A 10193-nucleotide genomic window follows, 5' to 3' on the forward strand; every position below is an offset into this window, starting at 1 on the left:
TATCGGCCGAAAGGACAGACAAAAAGACCAAGGCCCGAAGCCCGTCGCTTAGGATGGACGACTGTGTATCTCAAAAGTCTGACGCTCAAGGGCTTCAAGTCCTTTGCGTCGCCGACGACTTTGAGGTTCGAGCCGGGAATCTGCGCGGTCGTCGGGCCGAACGGTTCCGGCAAGTCCAATGTCGTCGACGCCCTGACCTGGGTCATGGGCGAACAGGGTGCAAAGACCCTGCGCGGCGGAAAAATGCAGGACGTGATCTTCGCCGGCACGACCGGCAAGTCCGCGTTGGGTCGCGCCGAGGTGACGCTGACCATCGACAACGCCGATGGCGCCCTGCCCATCGACTACGCCGAAGTGTCGGTGACCCGGCGGATGTTCCGCGATGGTGCGGGCGAGTACGAGATCAACGGCAACCGCGCTCGGCTCATGGACGTCCAGGAGCTGCTGTCCGATTCGGGTATCGGCCGTGAAATGCACGTCATCGTCGGCCAGGGCAAACTTTCGGAGATTCTCGAATCCAGGCCCGAGGAACGACGCGCCTTCATCGAAGAAGCCGCCGGAATCCTCAAGCACCGCCGCAGGAAAGAAAAGGCCCAGCGCAAACTGGCGGGCATGCAGGGCAATCTGGACCGTCTGCAGGACCTCACCAAGGAACTGCGACGGCAGCTGGGGCCTCTCGCGCGCCAGGCCGAGGTCGCCCGGCGTGCGCAAACCGTACAGGCGGACTTACGAGACGCGACCTTCCGGATTGCTGCCGACGACCTCGAGCGCCGCCGCACAGAACTGTCGGACGTCGATACCGCACGTGCGGACCTGACTCGGCAGCTCGCCGAGGCGACCGACGCCCGCGACGAACTAGCACGCTCGGTGGACGCGCTGAGCGCCCGTGTTGACGAACTATCCCCGCGGGCGGACCAGGCACAGCAACGGTGGTTCGCACTGAGCGCTCTGGGGGAGCGCTCCCGGGCGACCCAGCGGATCGCCGCGGACCGTGTGCGTAGCCTTACCTCTGCGCCGCCCACGCACACCGGACCCGACCCCGAGGAAATCGAGCGGCAGGCCGAGGAGGCCGCGGCGAAGGAAACCGAACAGGCCGAAGCCGTGGACAAGGCGAAGTCGGCCCTCGACGCGGCGACGCGTGCGCTTGCCGAGAGGGAAAAGGTGGCGCAAGACCTCGAGGCCGAACACCTACGTCAAGTCCGTGCGATCGCCGATCGTCGCGAAGGTCTCGCCCGCCTCGCCGGTAAGGCCGAGGCAGTTGCCTCGCGTATCGAGACTCTCAATGAGCAGATCGACAAACACACCACCGACCTCGGTGCCGCGCACGAGGCGGTCTCCAGCGCGGACGACGAGGTCGCGGTCGCAGAATCTCGCATCATCGACCACGGCGAAGGCGAAGAAGACCTCAACGCCACGCTCGATGAGGCCGAGCGTGCCTACGATTCCGCTGCGTTGCGCGTGACGGAACTGCGCGAGATGCAAAACGATGCGGGCAAGACGATGGCCGGGCTCGACGCGCGCATCGACACGCTGCGCTCCTCGCTGGGCGCGGGCGATGGCTCCGAATGGTTGGCGAAGCATCTCGGCGACAAATGGACGGGAACTCTCGCCGAACACATCACCATCGATTCCGGGGCCGAGAAGGCGATGGGCGTTGTGCTCGGGCAATTCGCCGACGCCGGCGTCACTGTGGAGGGAATCGACCTGTCCGAGGCGCTGTCGGCGCTGGGGAAGGACAACGGCGGACGCGCGACCCTGATCGCGGAGAAGCCGGGCGAGCGGACGTGGCATCTCGAGGCCGATCTCGTGCCAGGCGCGCGTTGGGCGATCGACGCCATCGCTGCGCCCGCGGAACTGCAGGGCGTCCTTGCGAGCGTGCTCGCCGACGTCGTCCTCGTTTCGGATGTGGAAGCCGCACACCAGCAGGTCGCGGGGGACCGGCGACTGCGCGCGGTGACGCAGGACGGCGAAATCGTCGGACCCGGCTGGATGGTCGGCGGCGGGAACGCGGGTAGGTCAGGGGTGGAGATCGCCGCTGCGATCGATGCCGCGGAAACCGAGCGCGCCACGGCGAAGAAGAAGGCCGAAAAGGCCGGCGCGACGCTGTCCGGTGCCGAAGCAACGCTCGCCGATGCCACGGCGGCGCTCGAATCGGCACGCGCGGCGATGACGGAATCCGATCAGCGCATCGAGGGCCTTTATAAGGAGATGGCGCGGCTGGGCGTCGCGCGTCGCCGAGCCGAGCACGAAGCACGCCGAATCGAGCAGACCCGCGGCAGCGCACGCGACAAGCTCGAGGCCGCCTACGCCGAGCAGGTCGAGCTGCGCCAGCGCATCGCCGCCGCGGACGGCGACGAACCCGAGGAAAAGGCCAACGACGGCGACGACGACCGAAGGTCCAAGGCGCAGGAGGCCGTCGGCGAGGCCCGCGGGGTCGAGACGGAGGCGCGGCTCGCGCTGCGAACCGCAGAAGAACGCATGCAGTCCGGGCGCGGGAGGTCTGCGTCGCTTCGCCGAGCCGCGAACGCCGAGCGAGAATCCCGAGCCCGCGCTGCACGCGCCGCCGCCGCACGAAAGCGCGGAGCCGAAGTCGCCGAGACCGTCACCGAGCTCGGAGGGAAACTCGCCGAACGGCTCGATTCTGTGACGTCGGACGCCGCAACTTTCCGGGACCGCATCGTCGCCGCCCGCGACGCGACCGCAGCTCAGCTCGCCGCGAAACGCAAAGACCTAGGCGACGCGGACGCCGTCGTCAACAAGCTGGCGGACAGCGCACACCGCGACGAGGTCGCCAGGGCGCAACTCGAGGTCAAGGTGCAAGAGCTCGAGCAGGGCGTGCTCGAACGGTTGGGGATCGAGCCCGAGGCGCTTCTGGCCGAGTACGGTCCGGAGATCGAAATCCCGCCGAGCCCGCTGGAGATCAGCGAATACGAGGAGGCCCGCGAGCGCGGCGAGGACGTCACCCGCCCGCAGGGGATGCCGTACGTCCGCTCGGAGCAGGAGGCCCGCCGCAAGCGCGCAGAGAAAGATCTCGCGACCTTGGGCAAGGTCAACCCGCTCGCGCTCGAGGAGTACGCCGCGCTCGAGGAGCGGCACTCGTTCCTGGCCGCGCAGCTCGACGATGTGAAGAAGGCGCGAAACGATCTCGAGGGCGTGATCGACGACGTCGACGCACGCATCGAACAGATTTTCACCGAGGCCTATTTCGATGTCGAGCGCGAATTCGAGCAGGTCTTCCAGGTACTTTTCCCCGGCGGCGAGGGCCGACTCGTTCTGACCGATCCGGACGACATGCTCGCCACGGGGATTGACGTCGAGGCGCGACCGCCCGGTAAGAAGGTCAAGCGTCTATCGCTCCTGTCGGGCGGTGAGAAGTCGCTGACTGCGGTCGCGATGCTCGTCGCGATCTTCAAGGCCCGCCCGTCGCCGTTCTACGTGATGGACGAGGTCGAGGCCGCTCTCGACGACACCAACTTGCGTCGGCTGATCAGCCTGTTCGAGCAGCTGCGCGAAACCAGCCAGCTCGTCGTCATCACACACCAGAAGCCGACGATGGACGTCGCCGACGTGCTCTACGGCGTGTCGATGCAGGGCGATGGCATCTCGAAGGTGATCTCCCAGCGGATGACCAGCCTGCGCTCGTAGCCGCCCGCGGATCTGACACACTGGGCACCGTGAATACCACTGCCTGGATTATTGTCGCCGTCGTAGTCATCGTCCTTCTGGCGATCCTCGCGATCGCCATCGGCCTGTGGCGGCGCTCGCAGAACAAGATCTCCTTCACCTCCGGCACCGAGACCGAAGAGCCCAAGGAGATCACCCAGCAGGAGCGCTCGGGCAACTATCAGGCCGGCACCGGCTTTTCCTTCGCCCCGGCGGAGAAGGAAAAGGAGAAGGTCCGCCGCGACGAGCCGACGTCGAAGGCTAGCCCGCCTGCGCCTGCGCCGGAAAAGACCGAAACACCTAAGCCTGACGGCGGAGCCACCGATTCGCAGGCCCCCACGGACCCGAGCGCGAAGGGACGCGCGGCAACGACCGCCGCGGCCACCGGAGCGGGCGCTGCGGCGGCAGCCGGGGCGGCAGCAGCCGCCGACGCGTCGGAGGACACCGACGGCGAGGCCGATACCTCGGCCGCAGACACCACTACCACCACGGAGCCGGTGACAGCGCAGGCAGCAGAAGAGCAGCCCTCAGCGGATGAAGCACCGGCCGGCCAGGCCACAGAGGTTGCCGGCGATGCCCCGGCCACGACGCACCCCGACACCGTCGCCGTTCCCGCACCGGCAGAACCGACCGAGGAGATCGCCCCGACCGACGGGCGCATGCACCGGCTTCGCGGGCGCCTTTCGCGCTCGAACAACACCGTCGGCAAGAGCCTGCTCGGGTTGCTCGGCGCCGGCGACCTCGACGAAGAGGCGTGGGAGGAGATCGAGGACACACTGATCATGGCCGACCTCGGCAGCGAGACGACCATGCGCATCGTCGATCGCCTCCGCTCGGAGATCGCCTCCAAGCAAGTGCGTACGGAAGCCGATGTGCGCGCTCTCTTGCGTCAGGCGCTCATCGATAATCTCCATCCCGAGTTCGATCGCTCGGTTCGCGCCCTTCCGGGCGACGGCAAGCCCGCCGTCATCCTCGTGGTTGGTGTCAACGGAACGGGTAAGACGACGACCACAGGCAAGCTCGCGCGCGTGCTCGTTGCCGACGGACGCACGATCTTGCTCGGCGCCGCCGACACCTTCCGCGCGGCGGCCGCCGATCAGCTGCAGACCTGGGGTGAGCGCGTCGGCGCGGAAACCGTCCGCGGCAAGGAAGCCGCCGATCCCGCGGCCGTGGCATTTGACGCCGTTTCGCGCGGCATCGAATCCGAGGTGGACGCCGTGCTCGTCGATACCGCCGGCCGCCTGCACACGAAGGTCGGGCTCATGGACCAACTCGGCAAGGTCAAGCGCGTGGTGGAAAAGCGCACCAACGTCGACGAGGTGCTCCTCGTCATCGACGCGACGACCGGGCAGAACGGGCTGCAGCAGGCGCGTGTGTTCCGGGACGTCGTGGACATCACCGGCGTCGTGCTCACCAAACTCGACGGCACCGCGAAGGGCGGCATCGTATTCCAGGTCCAGCACGAGCTCGATGTACCGGTCAAGCTCGTCGGGCTCGGGGAGGGCGCTGATGATCTCGCGCCGTTCGTTCCCGAGGCCTTCGTCGACGCGCTCCTCGCGTAGCCGCCATACCGTCACGGCCGCTGTAACCGAGCCGTAACACCGGGAACGCAGCCGTTCACGGCACGGTTACAACAGACGCGAAGAACGGAAACATCGGCACGGAATTCTCTAAGTCAACGGACAGCAAAGCAGCGATGGAAGCTTTGCGCCGGTTGACTTACGAGGAGGGAACGATCCCGTGAATTCCGTGATTTTGGCGCAAGAGGCGCCCACATTCAGCGCAGGTGATTCTGCCTGGATGCTCATGGCCGCGTCGCTGGTATTGCTCATGACCCCGGGCCTGGCATTATTCTACGGCGGCATGTCCCGCCAAAAGTCCGTGCTCAACATGATGATGATGTCGTTCGGCTCGATGGGCGTCATCGCCATCGTCTACATCCTCTGGGGATGGTCGATGTCCTACGGCACCCAGTCGATCGCCGGGATTTTCGCCAATCCCTTCGAGCAGTTCGGGCTCGCCGGAGTCATCGGCGACGCCGACGGCTGGGTTGCCGGGGCCACCGGCACCTACCCACAGGTCATCGACGTCGGATTCCAGGTGACTTTCGCGATCATCACTTGCGCGCTTATCTCAGGCGCCATCGCCGAGCGCACCAAGTTCGGCACCTGGCTCGCCTTCACCGGGCTGTGGGTCACTCTGTGCTACTTCCCATTGGCGCACATGGTGTGGGGAGGCGGGCTGCTCGGCGACGGGGAGACCGGATTCGCTTCGTGGATCTTCGGCTCTACAGATGGTGAGGCGAACATCGCACCCGTCGACTTCGCCGGAGGCACCGTTGTCCACATCAACGCCGGCATGGCCGGCCTCGTACTCGCGATTCTCATCGGCAAGCGTCTCGGATTCGGGAAGACCGCATTCCGCCCACACAACCTCCCGTTCGTGATGCTCGGCGCGGCGCTACTGTGGTTCGGCTGGTTCGGGTTCAACGCGGGCTCGGCATTCGCCGCCGACGGCGCCGCCGGCCTCGCTTGGGTCAATACCACCGCAGCCACCGCCGCCGCGATGCTCGGCTGGCTCGCCACCGAACGTCTACGCGACGGACACGCGACCTCCCTCGGCGCTGCCTCCGGCATCGTCGCCGGGCTCGTCGCCATCACCCCGGCCGCCGGATCGGTCCACCCGCTTGGCGCCATCGCGATCGGCGCCATCGCCGGAGCCCTGGCAGCGCTCGCGATCAGCATGAAGAACCGTTTCGGCTACGACGACGCGCTCGATGTCGTCGGCGTCCACCTCGTCGCCGGCCTCTGGGGCACCATCGCCATCGGGCTCTTCGCCACCGGCACCTTCGGCACAGCCCCGGGCCTGTTCTTTGGCGGCGACGGCTGGAAGCTGCTCGTCGTGCAGATCGTCATCGCACTGGTTGCGCTCGTCTTCACCGCGATCATGACCACCGTCTGCTTCTACGTCCTCAAGCCTCTCGGCTGGAGGATCGACGAAGCCGCCGAATCCACAGGTATTGACGGTGCGGAGCACGCCGAAACCGCGTACGAAAGTCAAACCCAGGCGCTGCGCGGATAGTTCCGCCCACGAGACCTCGCTGAAAGGAAACGAAAAAATGAAGCTGGTCACAGCCATCATCAAGCCGTTCACGTTGGACGACGTCAAAGAAGCCCTCGAACAGCAGGGAATCTACGGAATCACCGTGTCGGAGGTCCAGGGCTTCGGTCGCCAGAAAGGCCACACGGAGGTCTACCGCGGCGCCGAGTACACCGTCGACTTCGTGCCCAAGCTCAAGGCCGAGATCGCGGTGGGCGACGAAGACGTCGACGGCGTCGTGCGTGCCATTGTCGACGCGGCCCGCACGGGCAAGATCGGCGACGGCAAGGTATGGGTCACGCCGATCGACACCATCGTCCGCGTCCGCACCGGCGAGACCGACGGCGACGCCGTATAGCCGCCAAGGACGCCGCAGCATCGGTCCCAAATTAAGTGGTGCGGTGGCAATCAAGCCGCCGCCGCACCTCTCGGTCCGCCCGCCGAAAATGAATGAGGAATCGGGGAACTCCACATGGCCAGCATTTCGGCTGAAGAACTCAAAGGCGAACTCGCAGCCGGACGGTCCGGCCTCATCGACTCCGCCCTCGCCCGAACGCTCGACCCGCAGGGTCTCCGCAGTGCGATGACCGAGCTGTTCGACCTCGTGCTCGGCAGGCTCGCCACACACGCGGGAATCGTCCCGGGATCCGGATTCGCCCTGTGTGCCTTCGGCGGCCTCGGCCGGCGGGAGATGCTGCCGTATTCGGACCTCGACTTGGTATTGCTGTATGACGGCGGACGAGCCGGCGAGCTCCAGGCGACCGCGGATGCCCTCTGGTACCCGCTGTGGGATTCGGGCCTGTCGATCGACCACTCCGTGCGCACACCCGAACAGTGCCTCGCTCTCGCCGCCGAGGAACCCAAGGTCGCGCTGAGCATGCTCGAAGTCCGCCACATCGCCGGCGAGTCCTCGCTGTGCGACAAGGCCGCGTCGGGCGCGCGCACCGCGTGGCGAAAGGTCGTCCACTCCAAGCTCGACGAGCTCGTCGAACAGATCGCCGTGCGAAGGCGACGTTCGGGCGCCATCGCCCACCGCACCGAGCCGGACCTGAAGTACGGAGAGGGTGGACTGCGCGATGCCCAGATACTCGACGCGCTCGCGGCGGCCAACGTAGCGAACGAGGCTATCGCCGTCATCCCCGGCGGTCCCGGTCGCGGCGCCCTTGAGGCCCGGAAGCTGCTGCTCGATGTTCGCACGGGCCTCCATCTGGTCGGCGGTAAGCCCCGCGACATCCTGCACGCACAGTTCGCCGCGGACGTCGCTCGCCTGTTGCATTACGACGACCGGTTCGCGCTTGCACGCGACCTGTCGAACGCCTCGAGGACCATCGCGTTTGCAACAGATCTCGGTATTCGTACGGCGCGCGGGGCGATCCCGCGACGCGGGATCGCCGCGATTCGCCGGGCGCCGGCGCGGCGGCCACTCGCCGAGGGCGTCGTCGAACAGGGCGGGGAAGTGGTGCTCGCCCGCGGCGCCAGGCCCGAACGCGATGACTCGCTGCTGCTGCGGGTCGCAACCGCGTCCGCGCGTCACGGCATCCCCATCTCGGCTGGAACGCTGCGACGCCTCGCAGACGGGGCGCCCTCGCTTCGCAACGAATCCTCCCAGGTGTACCACGACAACCTCGTGTCGCTGCTCGGCACGGGGGAGGCCGCGATCGACGTCATCGAAACCCTCGACCGGTCCGGGCTGTGGGACCGAATCCTGCCGGAATGGGCGGCGGTCCGGGACCTGCCCTCACGCTCGGCGGTTCACGTCTTCACCGTCGACCGCCATCAAGTCCAGGTGGTCGCCGAGGCAACGCGGCTGGCAACCGATGTCTCACGCCCGGATTTGCTGCTTATCTGTGCCCTTGTCCACGACATCGGAAAGGGACGCCGGCGTGACCACTGCGAACTCGGGGCCGAACTCACCTCCGTGATCTGCGCTCGGCTGGGCATGCCCGAAAGGGACGCCGAACGCGTGGTCACGGTCGTGCGCCACCACCTTCTATTCGCGAAGACCGCCGCGAGCCGGGACGCGGCCGATCCTGCTACCGCCGAGGAGATCTTCGTGCGGCTCGGCACCCGGGACCGGCCGACTTTCGAGCTGCTCGTTGCGCTCACCGAGGCGGATTCCCGCGCCACCGGCCCCGGCGTGTGGACACCATGGAAGGCACACGTGCACAGCACGCTGGCCACCACCTGCAGTGCGTTCGTAGACGATGTCGCGCCGGGCGCCCCCGAACTGTCCGCGGCTGACGGCCCGGCGGTGACGGCGAACATCCGAATATCCAAGGGGGCCTACGCCACCCGCTACGTGCTCGAGGCCGAAATCGACGGCGGAACAGGGGGGCTCGCGGACGTCCTACTCGTCCTCGCCGCGCGGGGAATCGAGGTCGTCCAGGCACAGACGCTCCGGGTGGAGCAGGGGGAAGCGGGCGAGATCCACCGGGTTCGGGCGGAGATCTCGACCCTCTTCGGCACGCCCTCGGACCCGGCCCTCGTCGCGCAGGACCTCCGCGCTTTGTCGAGCTCGACGGTGCGCTCACGCCTGCACAGCAAGGTCGACCGACGTCAACAAGAGGCATGGACGGCAGCCCGGGCGAGCCCGCGGGTCTGGTTCGAACCAGGCGATCGAGAAGAGGCCGGCTCAGACCCACGATCGGGACTGCTGCGCGTGCGAAGCGCGGACCGTCCGGGGCTGCTCGCAGAGATGATCGGCGCGTGCCGCGCCGCCGGCGTCGAGGTCGAATGGTCGAGGGCGGAGACGTTCGGCGAGTTCGTCGCGGACACTCTGCACGTGAGCGGGATCTCCGACGCCCCGGGCGGGTCCGAACGGCTCGTCGCCGCCGTTCGCGCGATGCTGCCTAGCCCGCTACCCGAGGCCGAGGAGAACCGATGACCGGGAAAGGAGAGGCGGGGCAGACATCGGCTAGTCCTCGCGGTTAAGGTGGAAGATCAGTAACCGGCAATCGTTAGGGGTTGGCTAGCAGTGTTCGAATCGCTTTCCGATCGGCTCACAAGTGCGCTCAAAGATCTGCGCGGCAAGGGCCGGCTCACGGATGCGGATATCGACGCCACCGCACGCGAGATCCGTCTCGCGCTACTCGAGGCGGATGTCGCGCTGCCCGTCGTGCGCGAATTCATTTCCCGCATCAAGGAGCGCGCCAAGGGTGCCGAGGTCTCCGGCGCGCTCAACCCGGCGCAGCAGGTCGTCAAGATCGTCAACGAGGAGCTCACCGGGATCCTTGGTGGCGAGTCGCGGCCGCTGAACTACGCGAAGCAGCCGCCGACGGTGATCATGCTCGCCGGCCTCCAGGGTGCCGGTAAGACGACGCTCGCCGGCAAGCTGGCGAATTGGTTCAAGAACCAGAAGCACACCCCGATTCTCGTGGCGTGTGACCTCCAGCGCCCCGGCGCCGTGGATCAGCTCCAGATCGTCGGCGATC

General features: G+C 67.1%; 6 protein-coding genes. All 6 read left to right on the plus strand.

From position 1 onward, the window contains the following. Positions 1–63: 63 nt before the first annotated feature. A complete protein-coding gene (gene smc / locus K8V11_RS07930; RefSeq protein ID WP_303912440.1) occupies positions 64–3645 on the plus strand; it encodes a chromosome segregation protein SMC in 3582 nt (1193 codons plus the stop codon). A 29-nt stretch (positions 3646–3674) separates the two neighbouring features. After that, positions 3675–5225: a signal recognition particle-docking protein FtsY gene (gene ftsY / locus K8V11_RS07935; RefSeq protein WP_303912442.1), complete on the plus strand. Its 1551-nt coding sequence runs from the start codon at positions 3675–3677 to the stop codon at positions 5223–5225. A gap of 238 nt (positions 5226–5463) precedes the next feature. Next, positions 5464–6744, plus strand: coding sequence for an ammonium transporter (locus tag K8V11_RS07940; protein ID WP_303912452.1), 1281 nt, complete (start codon positions 5464–5466; stop codon positions 6742–6744). A gap of 37 nt (positions 6745–6781) precedes the next feature. Beyond that, positions 6782–7120 (plus strand): P-II family nitrogen regulator, encoded by a 339-nt coding sequence (locus K8V11_RS07945; protein ID WP_303912444.1) that lies wholly within the window; start codon positions 6782–6784, stop codon positions 7118–7120. Between the two features lie 114 nt (positions 7121–7234). Beyond that, entirely contained in the window at positions 7235–9646 is a 2412-nt protein-coding gene (locus tag K8V11_RS07950; RefSeq protein WP_303912446.1) for a [protein-PII] uridylyltransferase, read from the plus strand. A 90-nt stretch (positions 9647–9736) separates the two neighbouring features. Then, positions 9737–10193, plus strand: a 457-nt coding sequence (locus tag K8V11_RS07955) for a signal recognition particle receptor subunit alpha (protein ID WP_303912449.1), incomplete at its 3' end; no start/stop codon positions are given.

The organism is Dietzia timorensis (genome assembly GCF_020742175.1).
In the GTDB taxonomy this organism is placed as follows: Bacteria; Actinomycetota; Actinomycetes; order Mycobacteriales; family Mycobacteriaceae; genus Dietzia; species Dietzia timorensis_A.

Excerpts from the sequence above, each read along its gene's own strand:
- K8V11_RS07940 (WP_303912452.1), top strand. The coding sequence starts at position 5,464 with ATGCTCATGGCCGCGTCGCTGGTATTGCTCATGACCCCGGGCCTGGCA.
- K8V11_RS07945 (WP_303912444.1), top strand. The coding sequence starts at position 6,782 with ATGAAGCTGGTCACAGCCATCATCAAGCCGTTCACGTTGGACGACGTC.
- K8V11_RS07950 (WP_303912446.1), top strand. The coding sequence starts at position 7,235 with ATGGCCAGCATTTCGGCTGAAGAACTCAAAGGCGAACTCGCAGCCGGA.